The 18,138-nt window shown below is 35.1% G+C and carries 13 protein-coding genes and 2 pseudogenes; 4 read left to right on the plus strand and 11 right to left on the minus strand.

Annotated elements, in window-relative coordinates:
- Window positions 1–17: 17 nt before the first annotated feature.
- Window positions 18–320: a DUF2087 domain-containing protein gene (locus tag JFU18_RS09995; protein ID WP_201034831.1), complete on the minus strand. Its 303-nt coding sequence runs from the start codon at window positions 318–320 to the stop codon at window positions 18–20.
- A gap of 36 nt (window positions 321–356) precedes the next feature.
- Entirely contained in the window at window positions 357–572 is a 216-nt protein-coding gene (locus tag JFU18_RS10000) for a hypothetical protein (protein ID WP_201034830.1), read from the minus strand.
- Window positions 573–715: 143 nt separating this feature from the next.
- Here JFU18_RS10000 and JFU18_RS10005 point away from each other — a divergent pair, with 143 nt between their 5' ends.
- The gene (locus JFU18_RS10005; protein ID WP_201034829.1) at window positions 716–1,477 is read left to right on the plus strand and encodes a hypothetical protein; all 762 of its coding nucleotides are present in this window, start codon (window positions 716–718) and stop codon (window positions 1,475–1,477) included.
- 38 nt (window positions 1,478–1,515) lie between these two features.
- Here JFU18_RS10005 and JFU18_RS10010 read toward each other — a convergent pair.
- From JFU18_RS10010 to JFU18_RS10040, 7 genes and pseudogenes are all read right to left on the minus strand, one after another.
- Window positions 1,516–4,020, minus strand: a pseudogene (locus tag JFU18_RS10010) (YhgE/Pip family protein); the annotation flags it as partial.
- 143 nt (window positions 4,021–4,163) lie between these two features.
- Window positions 4,164–5,294: an RNA-guided endonuclease InsQ/TnpB family protein gene (locus tag JFU18_RS10015; protein ID WP_201034828.1), complete on the minus strand. Its 1,131-nt coding sequence runs from the start codon at window positions 5,292–5,294 to the stop codon at window positions 4,164–4,166.
- Window positions 5,295–5,935: 641 nt separating this feature from the next.
- Window positions 5,936–6,160 (minus strand): annotated as a pseudogene (locus JFU18_RS10020) (YhgE/Pip domain-containing protein); the annotation flags it as partial.
- A 215-nt stretch (window positions 6,161–6,375) separates the two neighbouring features.
- Window positions 6,376–6,948 carry a TetR/AcrR family transcriptional regulator gene (locus JFU18_RS10025; protein ID WP_002134846.1) on the minus strand — a complete coding sequence of 191 codons (573 nt, stop codon included), beginning with the start codon at window positions 6,946–6,948 and terminating at the stop codon, window positions 6,376–6,378.
- 294 nt (window positions 6,949–7,242) lie between these two features.
- Window positions 7,243–8,603 (minus strand): IS3 family transposase gene (locus JFU18_RS10030; protein ID WP_201034827.1). Its coding sequence is split into 2 segments (ribosomal slippage): window positions 7,243–8,147 and window positions 8,147–8,603, totalling 1,362 coding nucleotides; the frame shifts between segments, so codons are not numbered across the junction.
- A 73-nt stretch (window positions 8,604–8,676) separates the two neighbouring features.
- Complete coding sequence (locus JFU18_RS10035; RefSeq protein ID WP_201032643.1) at window positions 8,677–10,614, minus strand: M56 family metallopeptidase; 1,938 nt, start codon at window positions 10,612–10,614, stop codon at window positions 8,677–8,679.
- Window positions 10,615–10,616: 2 nt separating this feature from the next.
- Window positions 10,617–11,018 (minus strand): BlaI/MecI/CopY family transcriptional regulator, encoded by a 402-nt coding sequence (locus JFU18_RS10040; protein WP_002134844.1) that lies wholly within the window; start codon window positions 11,016–11,018, stop codon window positions 10,617–10,619.
- Window positions 11,019–11,258: 240 nt separating this feature from the next.
- Here JFU18_RS10040 and JFU18_RS10045 point away from each other — a divergent pair, with 240 nt between their 5' ends.
- Window positions 11,259–12,104 (plus strand): hypothetical protein, encoded by an 846-nt coding sequence (locus JFU18_RS10045; protein WP_002134843.1) that lies wholly within the window; start codon window positions 11,259–11,261, stop codon window positions 12,102–12,104.
- 48 nt (window positions 12,105–12,152) lie between these two features.
- On the opposite strand, the gene JFU18_RS10050 is transcribed toward JFU18_RS10045, so the two are convergent.
- Together JFU18_RS10050 and JFU18_RS10055 are read right to left on the minus strand one after the other, a co-directional pair.
- On the minus strand, window positions 12,153–12,452 hold the full coding sequence (locus tag JFU18_RS10050; RefSeq protein WP_201034826.1) for a hypothetical protein: 300 nt from the start codon (window positions 12,450–12,452) through the stop codon (window positions 12,153–12,155).
- 99 nt (window positions 12,453–12,551) lie between these two features.
- Complete coding sequence (locus JFU18_RS10055) at window positions 12,552–14,918, minus strand: DUF6359 domain-containing protein (protein ID WP_201034825.1); 2,367 nt, start codon at window positions 14,916–14,918, stop codon at window positions 12,552–12,554.
- Window positions 14,919–15,159: 241 nt separating this feature from the next.
- Here JFU18_RS10055 and JFU18_RS10060 point away from each other — a divergent pair, with 241 nt between their 5' ends.
- Window positions 15,160–16,512 carry a DUF4026 domain-containing protein gene (locus JFU18_RS10060; protein WP_201034824.1) on the plus strand — a complete coding sequence of 451 codons (1,353 nt, stop codon included), beginning with the start codon at window positions 15,160–15,162 and terminating at the stop codon, window positions 16,510–16,512.
- A gap of 147 nt (window positions 16,513–16,659) precedes the next feature.
- Window positions 16,660–18,122, plus strand: a protein-coding gene (locus tag JFU18_RS10065; protein WP_374101388.1) for an IS1182 family transposase whose coding sequence is annotated in 2 segments (ribosomal slippage) — window positions 16,660–17,221 and window positions 17,221–18,122 — 1,464 coding nt in all. Because the reading frame shifts where the segments join, the coding sequence is not laid out codon by codon here.
- Window positions 18,123–18,138: the final 16 nt, after the last annotated feature.

Raw genomic sequence — 18,138 nt, forward strand, 5'->3', positions numbered from 1 at the left:
CCCCTTCCTTATTACACTTATAACTCCTCCCACTTCGTCCACACTTCTCTCCCGTTTATATGGTACATATTATCCTCACGATCCATAAATCCATGCACTATGAATTCTCGTCTAATCGTACAAAAATCATCATGATATTGTTTTATGAATGTATTAATTTCTTTTTCTGTATATTGATTTTCAGCGTTTAACTTGCTCACTAAATGCTCTAACAATACTAGTTTTTTCTTCTTTTGACCTGGAATCGATTTTAAACGATCCTCTTTATCGAAAAAATTGCGAATGGTCGTATCACGAAATTTCATTTGGCTTTCGGTCATTTTGTTGTCCTCCATCAGTTTTTATGTAATAAAACTTTATTGTTTGTCCTTACTATTTTTCTTCATTCTTTTACTTACAACATCCATAAAGTAATACCCACTAATTAGCACATAGTAAACTACAAGTATTCCTAGTGCATCTTTCATATTTATATATTTTTCTTTATGAAAAAAGATAGGTGAAAGGGCGTAAACAAGAAAGATGATTAGCGGATTTACGATAAAATAATAAGTAAGATTTCCTTTCATCATATCAACTCCTCTATTCTAGTTTTCTCTGTAAATTGTTGTAATTCCTTTTCACTTTTACTCCTCTCATCCACACTTTTTTAATTTATTTATCACCCTTATATTTGTAACTTATTATTCAAATTAATAATTCCATATGGTAAATTATGTTACAATCCATTTATACATACTTTGGAGGGTACATAGTGAAAAAAGCTATTATAGTATTAAGCATCCTATATCTTATTTTAACTGTACATACAGGAGCTGTTCTTTTAGGAAAAAAAGATTATAGAAGTGCTATCAATACATTACAAGAAACGAAAGAAGTCTCTTCTTTTCAATCTGCAAAAGATGGTGTAATTTTATTAAAAGGGACGTTAACTACTGCGCAACCTATTACAGAAGAAAAACTTCAAAATAAAGAATTCGCACTCCTTGAAATTAATACGTATAAACATCGAAAGGCAAATTGGAAAAATATTGATACCGAGCAGCATATTGCAAAGCAGCTCTTACTAAACAATGAGGCTCTTCCTGCATTAAAAGAAATCCGCTTCTCAATGGAACCAATTACACTGTCAGGAAAAGATATTTCCGCCGAAGACTACACACTAAAAAAAGATGATACTCAATTAACAATTAAAGGTAAAGGATACCGATACACAGGAATAGAAAACAAATCAGACACTCTTATTTTTGGTATGAAAAACGGAGATACACTTGAAGGTTATAGTGGCTCTGAAATTCTAATAGGAAAAACAAAAGAGGACATTTCCAGCAACATGAAACTATATACTTTTGCTGAAAGATATGGTCCATTTGTTTGGATTGTAGCAACAATTATTCTTATAAGTATTGTTATATACTTGTTCCGTAAAAATAGAAAAACAAATAAAATTTCTCATCCAATAAAACAAGACCAATAAAAAAGGCACCATTTCGGTGCCTTTTTTATATTTCTTATTTACGCTTCAACCGATTGATTTTCAGCAATATTTCTAAATTGTCGTTTGTGCATCCACGTTAATGAAGCAATTGTTCCAAGTGATAATACAACGATAAAGATCATGAGTATCCCAATATTTTGCCACATGAAGTTAAAGTCTCCGCTTGATACGACTGCTTTCAATCCTGATACAGAATATGTCATCGGTAACCAAGCATTAAATGGTTGTAAATACTTCGGAATCAACTCTAGCGGGAATGTTCCAGCACTTGTTGTAAGCTGAATAATTAATGTGATGATGGCGATGAAACGTCCTGCATCACCGAATGCTGTTACTAAACATTGAATTAATGAAATAAACGCTAAGCTCGTAACAATACTAAAGAGTATAAAGTATGGAATACTTTGTACTTCTACACCTAACCAGAACAGTAATATGACATCTGCTACTATTGCTTGAATAATACCGACTGATAGTAAAACACCAAACTTACTAATAAACCAGCTAAATCCTGATTTCGGAACGCCGACTGTATCGCGTAATGGGTATACGATAGATAATAGTAATGCCCCAACGAATAAACCGAGTGATAAGAAATACGGTGTGAATCCTGTTCCGTAGTTTGGAACTTCCGCCATTTTCTCCGTCTTCACTTTTACAGGGCTTGCAAACATATCATACGTTTTATCCGTTCCTTTCACTTCACCAGTTTTCTCTGCCCCTTCGCCAAGTTTCTCAGCAAGTTCACCTGAACCATCATTTACTTTTACGAGGCCATCTGTTACTTTTCCGGATCCGTCTGTTAGTTTATTTACTCCGTCGATTAGCTGGGTTGAGCCAGTGGACATTTTATTTAGGCCACCACTTAGAGTACCTAAGCCAGTTGTTACTTGACTTGAGCCATCTGCTAATTGCGTTATTCCGCCTGTCATTTGACTTGCTCCTACAGATAATGTGCCTAAACCACCTGTTACTTGGTTTGATCCATCTGCCAATTGATTTATTCCGCCTGACATTTGATTTGCTCCTGCAGATAATGTACCTAAACCGCCTGTTACTTGACTTGAACCGTCCACTAATTGGGTTACTCCACCTGACATTTGGTTGGCTCCTACCGATAATTGACCTAATCCTGCTGTCACCTTTCCAGATCCACTTTGTAATTGAGTTACTCCATCAATTAGTTGACCTGATCCGTCTTTTAGTTTATCGGCACCTATTTTCACATTAGCTAAACCTTCACCAAATCCATGAAACTTACTAACAAATTTGGTTTGTTCGTTCGTTAGTTTCTCAATACCCTCCGTTAAATTCTTCACCTCTGCTGGATTTGGTAGTTTATTTTGCAATCCACTTGTTGTTTGATGTATTTCACCTTTTAATTGTTTTACTTCTTCATTTAATTTGTTTGTTCCACCTGCTACTCCGGCAGCTTTTTGCTGAACTGTCGCTGTACTTTTTGCCGCATTTGCTATAAATGGTTGTAACTGCTCTTGATATTCTTTTGGTAAACTTTCAATTTGCTTTTGCAAATTCGCTACATCTTGCGCTGCAGTTGTTGCATCCCCTGCTGTTGATTGAGTAAATTCATTTAACTGATTTACGTTTTCTTCAGCCCCAGTCATTTTCTCATTTACTGTATTTAATATAGAAGGAATATTCGACTGCGCTTTCTCTAGGCCTGCAACAGAATTTTGTACTTTACTATTTAACTCCTGCAAACCTGTTTGAATCTCTTGGGACCCTTTTTCTAATTCACTTTGTCCTCCAACAAGTTGTTCCATACCATTTGATAGTTCAGTTGTTCCTGTTTTTAATTCATCTGATTTACTTACCAATTTGTTCAAACCACCGGTCACGTTCTCCGATCCACCTTGTAATTCATCAATTCCTTTTTGCATTTCACCTGTTTTACTATTTAACGTATTTAAACCTGCTGTCACCTTTCCGGATCCATCTTGTAATTTACCTATACCTGTCTGCATTTCACCTGTTTTGCTATTTAGCGTATTTAAACCGTTTGTTACTTTGCCTGACCCATCTACTAATTTATTAGATCCATCTGCTAATATCTGAACTCCATCTTTCATTTCTCCAGATTTTTCTTGAAGGGTATGGAGGCCATCCGTCACTTTACTTGATCCATCATGCAACTCACTAGCTCCATCATGTAACTTATTTGCTCCGTCCGCTCCATCCGCTAATCCTTTTGAGACGTCTTTAATGGAATCAAACATTTTCTCTGCATATGTTTTCGTTAATGTGCTTGATACTTCACCTTTAATTTTTTCAATTGCTGTTCCGCCAATTTGTGAAGATAAGAAGTTTAAACTTTCATTTGGAATATATTCTAAGTTTAATGGTTTCGGATCGTCTTTTAATAACGTTGTAGCGTTACTTGAGAAGTCATCTGGAATACGTACTAACATGTAATACTTTCTGCCTTCCATTCCCTCTTTCGCTTCTTTTTCACTTACAAATTCCCATTTAAAACTTTTATTATCTTTTAAGTTATCAACGAGCCGATACGATAAACTTAACTAAATCTATACAATTTAATCAAATTTACACAAGTTAGTGCTTCAAAGTGTTCTCGCAACCCCAAAGGGACGAGGGGTATAACACTCCACACGAGGCAGTATCGTTACCTCCTATTATCAAGCATTTATTTTACCCATCTTGATAAATTTATCGCAGCATTTACATCCCTATCGTGATGGCTATTGCACCCAACACAACACCACTCACGTATTTTTAAACTCCACTGTCCTTCTGGTTGAACTGAATGGTCGTATTTTACTCCGCAACATGAGCAAATCTTGCTTGAGGCGAACCATTTATCAGCTTTTACATACTCGATGCCATATTTCTCACACTTGTATGACAAACATTGAAAGAAGAAGTTTAATTTTTGAAATGAAAATGCTTTCGATAGTTTTTTGTTTTTTAACAGGTTTGAGATAGGTAAGTCTTCCACAACAATTTTCATTGGTTTGGTTTTCACCAATTTTGCTGTTGCTTGATGGATATGGTTATTTCGGATATTCGTAATTTTCCTAGATAACCGCAGGTGCTCCGCTTTAGCTTTTTCATATCCGGCAGATTGAATTTTTACACCTTTTTTAAATCTCCTAGACATATCTCTTTGCGCTGACTTTTTCCTTTTCAAAAGTTTTTTAACCTTAGCATCTTTATTTATATTTCGTTCTTTCATACCATTAGAAGCCACAAACAGCTCTTTTAAACCAACATCCACACCAATCGACTCATTGGTTAGCTCTTGTAATTCAAAGTCTTCTTGGAACCCTACACTAATCCACCAGTGACGACCATCAAATGTAACTCTTGGATTGGATGGCTTTTTGTTTCTTGGTAGTTGTTGGCTTGTTTTCACTTCTCCAATAGACTGAATATGAACTACTTTCTTTCCTATAATCAGTCTTTCATAATTGGCATAAAATCCTTGGATTAAATCTTTTTTGGATTTATAAGAAGTGTGATAACCATTTTGGTACTTTTCGAACGAATTTTTTCGCGCCTTGTCAAAATCTTTTGAAGCCTGTTTGGGAACTTGTGCGTTGATATTTTTTAACCACTCATATTGCTTTCGCTTCTTGATCTTTGTAAATCGTTTCTGTAAAGCTAACTGTGAAACAGATTTTCCAAATAGCTTATAGTATCTATCACTCATTCTTTTACAATAGTTATAAGCAAATCTTGCAGCTCCAGCATGGTTTCTAAGCACTTTTTCTTGTTCAGGCGTTGGAATCAGTCTGACTTTCTTCGCTAATATCATCAGAATTTAACTTCTTTAATGAAAGATTTGTTCTTCTGAATAGTAGCGTGTTACACCAGCATTCTCCTGAGACTACCAGGATACAAACCTGTTAATTCCGATACTTGACTAACTCGTGAAAATTTCATTATGATTCTCACCTCATCGAACCAAACATAGCACGTACGTTCGATAAATTCAATAAAGTTTGATAGATTCAATAAAATTTATCTTGTTCAACTAAGGGCGCAATTCCTTAGCCAGTTCTCTTATGAACTTCTCATGTTTTCACATGAGCGCAGACTATATGTTTATCTACTTAGAGATAGAGGATTTTTCCACCACCATAGGCTTGTGATGTACTCTCGTCAGTTATACGAGATAGTCGTTGAACGTTCATCTTATCCATTTTGACTTAGATGATTCGAGGCGGAAGACCCATTGTTCTAGTGTTTAGGATTTAACCTTGCACCATCTGATTGATTTTTTCTGCTTTCGCGACATTCACGCTCGCCATTTCTAGCCACGTTGTAGTTCAATCAGCTTTAGGGATTGCCCGCAGTTACCCCTCACTACTAGCCAATCACTTGACTAGCAGGGCTTACTGATATATTTAATTAACTTTAGTTTTAATTGGTTAAATAAATCGTAACAGTTAATTACCCTTTTCCGACCTCAATTGGTTTCCCATCAAATACTGCACCTTTATCTAAATTGACTACCGCCACTGGCAAGTCATCTAGCTGTTCATACGGATCCCAAAAGGCCCATAAAAACATACCCGCATATAAAATCGGTACAAATAAAACCGCAATGATTGGGATTAATATTTTTTTACTTTTTATAATTTCAGTAAACTCTTTACGAAGTAACTGATTCCATTTCATCATTTCTCCCCCTTTATTAAAATGACCAAAATGTTCATTTGGTCATTTTTACCCAAACAAAAAGGCTATACTTATTCATACATATGCCTTATCCCCGAATTTATACTATGCAACTGTTCCTTACTATGAAGTAAATATTTCTATTATCCCTCCTAAAATTAACATATGACCACTTTGTTCAATTGGTCACTTTTTATAATAATAAAAGGATTATCTTAGTTTGACAATCCTTTTAATAAATAAAGTTCAAATAATTCTGCGATTTTTTCTTTTTCTAGCGGTTCATGATTTTTTTCCCAATCAAAAATAAGCGATACGTATAGGCGAAGCATAATAAACGCTGTAATTTCTGGATCACATTTGCTAATTTCACCTTTTTCAATTGCAATCTCTAAATAAGATTGAATGACAGAAACGATTTCCACATCTACTTGTTGCATCACTTCTTGTACTTCTTTCGTTCCCATATCGCGCTCTTCTTGAATTAATTTAATCATGAGCTGATGTTCTTTTCTAAATTCTAATATGCTATATAATGCTCTATGTACATTTTCAAAAAATGAAATATCTGAACGAATTGCATTTGCTGCAACTTGCTTCATTTCTGTAATTAAATTAGAGATAATTTCGCCAAATAGTTCTTCTTTATTTTTGAAAAAAGTATAAATTGTTCCTTTTCCTACATTCGCTAACTTCGCAACTTGATCCATCGTCGTCGCCTTATAACCAAATGCTGAAAAAGACTTTGTTGCAGCTTCAATAATAGAACGTTTTCGATCTATCGCCACATCGTCACCTCCAAAAATGACCAATTGGATAATATAGTCAATCAGTACATCTTTGATATTACCACACGCTTACATTCTATACAAGTTCTCTTTTTTAGTTATTCCCAGTTTAAAAAAATTCCAGTCAAGTTATATCATACTGTCCATAGTGTATCAAAAAGTATACTTGTATGGAAAGCAAGAATATATTCATAATAATTGCTGGCTATATCACACTAGAAATCTAATTAAATAGACAGTGTTCTTAAAACCAAAAGTTTGAACTGACCCCATAAAGTTAGACAGGTCGTTTTATTAGGCAGCCTTTAGGGCATGAGTTCGGTATTGTACCGGACTCATGCCTTTTAATTTCGCCTTAATTCGTTTGTGATTATAATAATCGATATATTTTTCAAATTCTTGTTTAAAGTGTTCTATGCTTTCAAAATCTTTTAGATAAAGAAATTCAGATTTCATAATACCAAAGAAACTTTCAATAACCGCATTATCGTAACAGTTCCCTTTACGAGACATACTTTGAGTAATCTTGCGTTCTTTTAGGGCGTGACGATACTTCTTCATTTGATAATGCCAGCCTTGATCAGAGTGAATAAGGAGTTCGTCTTCTTCTGTCAATTGTTGAAAAGACTTCTCTAACATCTTCGATACAAGTGAATAGGTTGGTCTTGAATCAATTGTATAAGCGATTATCTCTCCATTAAATAAATCTAACATCGGTGATAAGTAGAGCTTCTCGCCGCATAATTTAAATTCGGTTATGTCTGTAACCCATTTTTCGTTCGGCTTTTCAGCCTTAAAGTTACGTTCTAAAATATTTGGCGCAATCTTACCTACTTTTCCTTTATAAGAGCGATATTTTTTCATACGAACTAAGCTCTTCAAACCTAACTCTTTCATAATTCGTTGAACTTTTTTATGGTTGATTTTGTGTCCTTGGTTCATTAACTCATCGCGAATACGGCGATATCCATAACGACCTTGGTGTTCATCGTAAATGTTTTGAATTAAGATCTTTAACTCTTTATCTTTATCCGGGCGATTAGAATTCTGTATCCAGTAATAATACGTACTTCGTGGGAGTTCTGCTAATTTTAAAAGTGCCTTCACTGGAAATACTTTCCTTAGTTCATAGATTACTTGCGCCTTATCTTGTTTGGTGATTTTTCCTTGTTTTGAACTAAGGCATTCAACTTTTTTAAATAAGCATTCTCCATACGCAAACGCTCCAATTCAGCTTGTAATGCTTCTACTGACGCTTCCATTTGTGTTTGTTTGTTGATTGATTTTTGATTGTCCTTAGTCATAGATTGACGCACCTTTTTCTTCGATTTAAGGGCGTCTACTCCTTTTTGATGTAGTTGAATGCGCCATTTTCTAATAAGTCCAGGTGAAGAAATATTAAAAATAACTGCCGTTTCGTTTGGAGACGTCCCATTTTCGAACATATAATTTAGTACGTCTAGTTTATACTGTGCAGAATACGTTGTATAGCCTTTTTCAAATGCCTGGATTCCATGATATTCAAATTGTTTTATCCACATGCGAACCACTTCGTGATTCGCTCCTAATGATTTCGCAATATCTTTTATACTCTCACTTCCATCTTGATAATGTATTACTGCATTCATTTTGTCTTCTGAAGTAAATTTAGTCATAAAAAAACTACACCTCCAATTGTTAGACTGTGTCTAACAATTGGGGTGCAGTTCAGTTTAAGAACACTGTCTTTTATTTTGACATAGAAAGTAATATTTTCTCCATCTCTTTCTTAGTTAGCTCATCATCGATTATCTCTTCGTATATCTTTGTATCTCTTGTAAAAATATCATTCACTATAACAATTTGATACTCACTATTCTTACCTTGTGCTGGTACAAACATTTTGACACCTTTTAACTTACCCTCTCCATGAGAAGATTTATTATAGACCATTCCTTTCCCGTCTAAACTATAACTTTCTAGATTATCTTCTCCAGGCATCATGTAGTGTAGTGGATCCTTATTACCACCTACATACATCCTTGACTGATAAATTGTAAAACCATATTTCCCTTTTGTATATTCTGATTTAATAACTAATTCTACATCTCTTCCAAAATATGAGTCAGCCCATTCTCTTTTTAACTCATAACCTTCAGTTATATAAGTCGGCTGCTTAATTTGAAATGGTACATGATCTTTCGCTTCTTCCACAGTATATGTTAAAGACTTCTCCACCTTTTCCGAAAGTGGAATTAATTTCTTCTCAATAATAGCCAGTCTTTCTTGATCCGTTTTATTCAAGCGTTCACGTTTAAATTCCTTTGTATCTCCATCATAATTCTCAGGCACTTTTTTCTTAACCATTGCTTTTTTATGAATTTCTTTAGCTTCCTTAAATAATTGAATATATTGTTCAAATTCTTCTTTTGTAAAATTCTTTTCTGCCAAATACAAAAAATCTGTATCCCTTTTATATGACTTTATTGACATACCCCATTCTCTACTTGCATTCTCTGGTGTACCTAATACTGTTTCTATCGCTTTTTCAAATGCTGCTTTAGATTGCTTTTTTTCTACAACTTTTTCTTTCTGTCTTTCATCTCCCTCAGTTATCGTTGCATTCAATAAGAATCCCCCTGCTATAGCTGCTATAGCAATGATTCCAAGTAAAGAAAGACGATACGATTTTTTTTGGAATTTTTTAATCATAACGATTCTCCTTTTCAGTGTTCGTTTATTTCTACTTAAATTTGCTAGGCTTGGTGCTTGATAGGAATAATGTTCTAAAAGAGTAATAATTGTATGACCGTATGCAATTTGCTCCTCTTTATCTATAAAAGTAAGCGCATATGCATCACAGGCTAATTCTTGATCTTCTCGCATACAGAAATAGGCGTACCAAAGAATCGGATTGAACCAATTTAATAGCAGCAAACTGTACATAATCCAATTTACAGCTACGTCGTTTCTCTTAATATGAGCTAACTCATGGTAAAAGACATATTGTAATTGTTGCTCATTTAATACTTTCATATGTTTTTTTGATAGTAATACTTTCGGACGAAAGAAACTGAAAACAGTTGGGCTCGCAATCTTTCCTGCTAGACGTAATGAAACTGCCTTCTTCATTTTCATAGACTGCTTACAGCGATTAAACACTGTAATGACCTGTTCATCCGTAATATCCGCTTGTTTCTTTATGTAAGAATATAAACGTCTATTTGTAATAAACGTTATGACTGCTAATACGATTACCCCAGCTAGCCAAACATATAGAGCAAGTTTGTATAAAGAAAATGTAGTCTGTTGTTCCGCACTCGCGTTTACTTCAGGTTCACCATTTTTTGTCACAGTTTCAGAATTTGATTCCAATTCCACTGTATGATTGGTTTCTATGTTCACTATACTCTCAGTAGACGACATATTTTTTGGAATAACTTCCGATACACTAGAACTATAGGAAAGTAGCGAATAAATACTATACGAACTATCCGGTGACCATGGCAGAAGAAGTCTTATCATTAGTACGATCCACAGCATATATTGCCATCGGGGCGTTAATTTATTTCTAAATAGAACTTTTATACATAAAATAAATCCAACTAATATGCTAGCCATAAGTGACGTTTCTATAAGCCAATCAAAAAAATGAGGAAGGTATAGATTTATAATCATGTCTATCATTGTTATCTATCCTTCCTCTTATTCTCCTCGGTCTTTTCATCTAAAATGCGTTTCAGTTCGTTAATATCTTCTGAAGACAATTTTTCCTCTTTTAAGAAATTGACAAGTAATGGCTTAAACGCCGCGCCGCAAAAGCGCTTTAGTAAAGATTTCGTTTCAACTTGTAAATAATTATCTTGTGATACTAGCGGAAAATAAGCATACATGCGCCCTTTATCTTGATGGTAAGAAACGGCTTCCTTTTGTACTAACCGGTTAATTAATGTACGGATGGTTTTCGGTTTCCAGTCCATTGTATCTTCCAGTTCTTCTATAATTTTATTCGCTGTTTGTGGAGAATTCGACCACAACACTTTCATAATTTCTAATTCTGCTTCAGATATTTTAGGTAATTTATTTGTCATATTGTTTTCCACCCCTCGTATTACATTTGTAATCCACTTTTAAGATTACAAATGTAATACTTAATTGTCAACCATATTTTAGAAAAAACAACTTTTGTAAGTCTTGTATTGAAACCTTACCTGACAACACTTAAATTTCTCTTTTTCTAATAAACAAATAAAAAAACAAGAAAATCCTTACATTTAATAGTAATATAGAAAGTAGACAGATTTATAAAAATAGTGGAGGCTTTTTCAGTCATGATGCGTGCGCTTCGTTTAAATATAAGACAAGCTTTTTGTAATCGTGTTTCTTTAATTATTATGTTTAGTGGATTAGCTCTTATTTCTATTTATCATTATTATTATGTAATTCGTTATTTAGGAGACGCTGCGAATGGACCTATATCAACGGATATTAAATGGATTGGATTTCGTGGCAATGAAATGGATGTTTATTTGTTATTAATGCCAGTTATTGCGAGCCTTCCCTTTAGTACAAGTTACAACTCGGATAAATCAGATGGTTTTAAACCGTTTGTCAGTAAAGAAATTTCTATATTTCCTTATTCAGTAATGAAATATATCGTTACATTTTTTTGCGGAGGAACTCTTTATACGTTTCCATTCATCTTATCATTATTATTTTGCAAATTAACCATTCCAGACGGAGAACCGACGGCTGGTTCAGGCATTATAAATGATAACGGGATGTTCGCAAACTTATATTACGATACTCCCATCACTTACATTACTGTATATATCGGAATTAATTTTTTATTTGCAGGTTTAATGGCTCTTTTAGGACTTGCTGCATCTGCATGGTCACAAAAAGATTATATGGCGCTTCTATTTCCATTTGCAACTACCGCCATTCCTTACATCCTGCTAAATACGATATTCCCTACAATAGGCGGGGCACCTATTCATTTATATGATCCAAAGCAACCGTTACATGGCATGTCACCGTACATATTAACGATGCAATGTGCCTTCTTCTTCTTCGTTAGCCTATGTATGTATATAAAAGGCGTACAGCGTGATAGAAAACGGTACAAAAGAAGACTACAAAGAAGAGATCGATGTAGAAAAGCGTTTCAAGCATAAAAACCTAATTTCCTCATGTCTTCTTGGAAATTAGGTTTTTTTATTCATTTACGGCGTACCTGCCAATCCCCATAAAATAACGATCGCCGCAAAATAAATCGCTTTAATAGCTACCACTAAACATAATGCAATAATTGCATATTCACTTAATTCTCTTCTTGCACCGATTAAAGTAAAAATAACCGCCAAACTAAACGTTATATAGGACGATGCTGTATGTATTAAGTTATACGTAATGTCTAAACTTTGAGTAAGCCCTGTTACATCAGCTACAAATTGGATCATGACGATCGTACTAAAAAAAATTGCAAGCTGATTCATTAACTTTCCATTTAACCATGCTTGCATCTTTAACCTCCTCATTATAAAAAACTGAATTTTTAATTAATTTTAACATGATTTTTATAGAAAAAGAACGCTTAGTATATTTCTAAGCGTTCCCCTACTTTAAGAAGCCTTCTTCAAATCAATTTGAACAAGTACTGGATCGTGGTCACTTACACGTCCATGTTCTTTCATAATGTTTGAGTTTAAGTGTACAGGGTCTACAATTGTGTGCGGTGCGATGTTGTTTGTTACTAAAATATGATCTAGCACTTGTGCGTTACCTTCATGAATGTACGTGTAGCGGTTCTCTTTCGGCACTGTGTTTAACATATCTTTTAATATCGTTCCCTCTAGTGCTTCTAAAGGTTTAGAGAATTCAAAGTCATTCATATCACCTAATACAACAACTGGTGCATTTGTATTCTTTTCTTGAATACCTTGTACGAAATGATTCACTTCTTGTGCTAATTGAACTCGTTTTTCTTCACTCTTTAATACGAGCGGCTGCACTTTTCCAAATGGCGTTGCATCTCCTAGTTTTGAGTTTAAGTGATTTGAAATGACAACAACGTTTTGTCCTTGGAATGTAAATTCTGCCGCTAACGGTTTACGTGTACTTTCAAATAAAGGATTTTCGTCTCCAATACGAACTACATTTTTATCTAGTAACTTCGGTACTGTCGCTAATTTCACACGAGATGGGTTATAGAAGAAACCGACGCGAATATTCGCTCCAGGTGCCCCGCCGTCTTGATTGTTGTTCGGCGCAATTTCTACATACTCATACTTCGGTCCACGAATTTCTAATACAGCATCAATGATACGTTTTGCGCTTAAAGATGCATCAATCGTACCGTCATTGATTGCTCCATTATTATCTTGCATCTCTTGTACACCGATAATATCAGGCATTTTTAAATTATATTTAATAGAATAAGCTAACGCTTTCACTTTTTCATCTGTTGTTTCTTTTTTGTTCGCTGAGAAGTTTTCAATGTTATATGTAGCAACTGTTAACTTATCAAGACGCGGCTGAATATTTGCCCCTACTTGCTTAAATCCGCCGTCCACTACAGATGGTAATTCCGTTACTGGCGAAATGCGGAACGAACCGTAGTCATATCCTACTACGCCTGTTATATCTCCAGTGAACGTATCGCCTACTTTCGCGACATAATCACGAGGTACTTTTACAGAAAGGCGCTCTGGATTTAATTGCTCTTTACCTAATAAAGGTGTACCATACTTCGTTACTACTTTATCTCCGCCATTTTTTACTGTTACATATAAATTACCGTTTTTCTGCGGAGCGATAATTTTTGGTGTTGGCATCGTAACGCGCATACCTTCTACACTTTCATAAAAGTCGATTGCATCTTCATTTGGATCAAATAGACCGAATGCATCATTATCGATAATTTGATCAGGGATTTTCACACCGTTTTCTCCTAATACAATCGGCGCTGGTAAAGGTTGATCTTTTGCGATTACAGCAACGCGACTCGCCTTAATTTCCGTCGTCGTTAAGTCTGTTTCAAATCGCTCTGCATATCCAGGTCCAACATATTCTTCTACTTCTCCATCAACTTGGACAAGATCTCCTACTGCTACATTCGCATCTTTTTTGTATACGTAAATACCTTCAGAAGTAGCTGGATCATTATCCGGCTGATTATCTTCTATATAAAAACCATTTTTATCAAGCGCTGTGACAACGCCCTCCACATTGTTTACTTTCTTCCCATTGTAAGGAGAAATATGTGATTCCCCTTGAATATCATGAATACGAACTGGTTCATTTGTTACGATTATAAATGAAAATGTCGAAACTGCTGAAGAAGTAAGCCCTTCTTTTTCAGCGATTGCTTTCACTACACTATTTTCATTCACTACAATTTGTCCTTTATAACGAACACTTTTATTTGTAGGATTAGAGCCATCTAACGTATAGTAGATTGTTGCTCCTTCTGTATTCGTTGTTAATGTTACTGCTGTTCCTTTTGCGACTTCCCCACCATTTGGTGATGCCACTACATCGCTAACGCGGTTTTGTTCTTCTCCTTGAAACTTATGAGCTGTTACTGATTTTAAACCTGGGCTACCGAAATATAACTCAAGCGTCCCTGTCAACCTAACTTTCTTTCCGATATTTTCAGGATGGTCTTTCACATTTACTGCCGATCTCACATCGCCTTTTGGCAATTGAACAGGCATGATTTTGTCTGGATTCGTTTCGTTTGGCGAATCGGCAATTGCCACGTTTGTGTCGTCAAACTTAGCCGGATCTTTCGTGTATTTAGAAGGACTTTGCGTATACCCAACGATATATCCTTCCACTATCCCCTTCGTTTTCCCTTGCTGCTTAAATACTTGAATTGCTTTTTCTACTGACATAGAAGTAGTTTCTTCCGCCTGCGCTAAAGTTCCAGTAAATGAAAGCAATAACATCAATGATAAAAAGACACTTAATAATTTCTTCACAGCCATTTCCCTCTCCCTAATTCATATTTTCTCAGCATTTCTATCATATCAAATGATTCGTTATATAGAACTATATTTCGACAAATTTTACACAAAATTTATTTAATTTACAAGTTTTCAAACTATAATACAAAATAATAATTTTACACCTTCTACGAATGCGCTCTATAATGTTAGAGAGAGAAAACAGAAAATATAGAAATTTAATTGGCATGTAAAATAGATTCATTTGAATAGGAGTGATTGGATGGAAGTGCAAATAGAAACATACCGCGCAGCTATGAATGGAACATTAGAACGTCATTTTTCAGATATGATTGCTGTTATACCAACTAAAATTACAATTGAACAGTTAAAACAGCGGCTAGAAACTATCTCTACTAAAGTTGATGAGTTGAAAATTGTTTATAGTGATGAGATAAGCCTTATTGTCGAGTTACATATGGATGAAAAAATCATACCGTATGAACTGCATATTGATGAGGCGAATGACCCAGAAGAATATAAAATGTACAATAGACAAGATTCTACAATCGTAGATCGTAATTTTGAAGATGCTGCTTATGGCACTGAAATTTTCACTCGTACGCTATTTGTAGGCGATGTGCTGGGCTGCTTTTTCCAGCAGTTACAGTTTCTATGGAACCTCGCCCCAGACTTGTTATTTGTAATCGATTCAAGTGCCGCAATGAAAGTGATATCTAGAAGCTATATTGAATATCACGTTGAAAATGAATTATTACCTGACATTCCTGACTTGTATGTTATTCATTCCGTTTATGAAGACGATAAAGAAGATGAGCCTACGCAATATTGGTTTCATACACACGGCCTTTTAAGAGCAGGCGTAACAGAAATAGAATTAATTATTCCAAATCGTATTTCTTCCTATTACGGCATTGGTGATCTCTTTCAAACATTTGCTAATAATGCCGTTGAGAATGGACAAGTCCCTATGAATGAGCCTATCGTTATCGCGCATAGTCAGCAAGGTTCTATACATACAGTAGCTGTTCCATGGGAAAAAGGATTATCTTATATTGGGCATAAAACGAGTATGGATCAATTATCTTCAATCGAGGATGAAGAAGTGAAACTACAACCAATAGATGCACAAAACGTATTTCTTGGCGGGATGGATGACCGAGATGAATACCATCAATCTCCATCCGTTCTCTTATTCAAGTTTAATACTTCAGAAGAATATATTGAAAGTTTTTTCAAAGAACACGAGGAGGCTACAGGGCTCATGTTCTATAAAACAAATAGTGAAACTGATCGTATGGCTTACAATGCGAAGAATACTTTCGGGTATTTCAGCAACATTTTTCACATTGAACAATCAAATGAAGATTTTCGTTTCCTCGCTAAGTTTGGTGTCTCCTACGAAGAAGGAAAAAGTGAACATATGTGGTTTGAAATGCAAAACATTACCGAAGATTTCATTCAAGGAATACTCATTAATGAACCATATTTTATAGAAGATATGAGTGAAGGAAATAGTTATCATTTAGATTTTGATAACTTAACAGAGTGGGTTATTTATGCAGGAGATGCCGTTATAAAGCCAAATAACTTATATATGTTTATTGGCGAATAAGTATTTTATATAATAAACAAAACGCCTTCAATATAATTGAAGGCGTTTTCAGGCTGTGGAGAAAGCCTTCTCCACAGCCTATTTTTGTGTCTGAACCTCTTTTTATGTGTCAACACTGATAAAAAAGAGGAAAAGGAGAGATTTCTTATGATGGGTGCTTTAAAAAATCATCGCGACGAGCGTGTATCTGTTTCTGTAGAAGAATTGGTTCCACAAGATCATTTCCTTCGTGCGATTGAAGCGACAATTAGTTTTGATTTTATTGAGGAGAAGTTACGCCCTTATTATTGTGAAAACAATGGCCGTCCGTCAATCCATCCTATCGTTTTATTTAAGATGATGTTTATTGGATATTTTTATGGTATTCGTTCTGAGCGTCAATTGGAAAAGGAGATTAAAACGAACATTGCCTACCGTTGGTTTTTAGGGTTCTCTCTATCAGATACAATTCCAGATCATTCTACAATCAGTTGGAATCGCCGTACTCGTTTCGTTCATACAAATATTTTCGAAGAAATTTTTGATGAGATTGTGAGACAAGCGACGGAGCGCCGTATGGTAGGAGGACGTGCGTTGATGACAGATTCCACACACATTAAGGCCAATGCCAATAAAAATAAATTTGTACATAAATATAAAAAAGAAAAGGCAAAGTTCTATATAGATGAACTAGAAGCTGCGGTAATCGAAGATCGTGATGCGCACGGAAAAAAGAATTAAAACCTAGAAAGGAAAGTGATACCCCTACTAAAAAAACTCGGATAAGTACAACGGATCCAGATAGTGGATTTTTAATGAGAGATGGAAAACCGAACGGTTTTCATTTTTTAGATCATCGTACGACTGATGCGAAGTACAATATTATTACAGATACCTATATAACGGCTGGAAATATGGCAGATTCCGAGCCGTATTTAGCACGTCTACAAGCTCAAGTTGATAAATTCGGATTTGAAGTGGAAGCTGTAGCTCTTGATGCAGGCTATTTTACAGGATATATCTGTAAGAAGTTATCAGAAAGAAATATATTTATGGTGATGGGGTATCGCCGATTTGGAAAGAGAAATAAAGAAGTACCGAAAAGCCAATTTAAATATGTAGAAGAAATGAATGCATTTGCTTGTCCGATGGGATGTATTTTAGAATATGCGACAACGGATCGCGAAGGATATCGTCAATATAAATCGAATCCAGAAGACTGCGCTGTTTGTCCGCTACGTGAGGTATGCTTTTCAAAGAAACAAAAACAAAAAGTTATCACCCATCATATATGGGAGAAATATAAAGATATCGCTAGAAAAAACAAACTAACAGCTACAGGGAAAAAGTTGTATAAAGTACGATGTTCAACTATAGAGCGAAGCTTTGCGGATGCAAAAGAACTACATGGCTATCGATATGCTCGGTTTCGAGGGCTGAAATCTGTCCAAATGCAGGCTTACCTCACCGCCGCTTGTCAAAACATGAAAAAAATAGCCCTCCATCTAACCAAAAAGGGGTTGGTGGAGGGCTATTTTTCTAAATTCTACTATTTTTTGTTGTTTTCTTTCGCTAAAATCAAAAAAGATTCCAGAGTGTTGGGAACCCTAAAGGGTTTCCCAACACTCTGAAAACGCCTTCAATATA

It is taken from the genome of Bacillus sp. TH22 (genome assembly GCF_016651015.1).
In the GTDB taxonomy this organism is placed as follows: Bacteria; Bacillota; Bacilli; order Bacillales; family Bacillaceae_G; genus Bacillus_A; species Bacillus_A mycoides.